The sequence below is a fragment of the Mesorhizobium sp. M8A.F.Ca.ET.208.01.1.1 genome (assembly GCF_004791315.1).
GTDB lineage: Bacteria > Pseudomonadota > Alphaproteobacteria > Rhizobiales > Rhizobiaceae > Mesorhizobium.
This window is the reverse complement of the sequence record NZ_SRUT01000112.1, coordinates 1-371: the sequence shown is the minus strand read 5'-3', so window position 1 is coordinate 371 and position 371 is coordinate 1. Positions and strand designations below refer to the sequence as shown.

Genomic DNA, 371 nt, shown 5'->3' with positions numbered 1-371 from the left:
GCCGAAAGCTTCTCAGCGTCCGCCCGAAGCGCGTCCTGCATTTCCTTGCTGAAACCTGGCATCTGTCTCTCCTATCGGCGCCTGTGCGGTTGGCTTGGGGTGGGGGACTATTCGTCGCCGTCTTCCCAAGTGTTGAACTCGTCGTCGCGAGCTGCCTCATTCTCTGCCGCGATCTCCGTGAGAGCTTCGTCCGCATCCTTCGTCACGACCCCCTCCCCAGAGCGCTTATTCCAGGCGGCTATTGCTGCCTTGCGCGTCGGGAAAGTTGTGAGAGACTGGTAGCCGATACAGTAAGCCTCATCGTGGCTGTCACACCCAACAGAGAACGTCACGTTCCTGCCGTCGATCTCCTCAACTGAGGCAGGCGAGCC

General features: G+C 60.1%; 1 protein-coding gene. It reads right to left on the bottom strand.

Annotation, left to right across the window (positions count from 1 at the left end; translation table 11 throughout):
- Positions 1-107 precede the first annotated feature (107 nt).
- Positions 108-371: hypothetical protein (locus tag EN851_RS36620; protein WP_189587342.1), on the bottom strand; the 264-nt coding region annotated here is incomplete at its 5' end.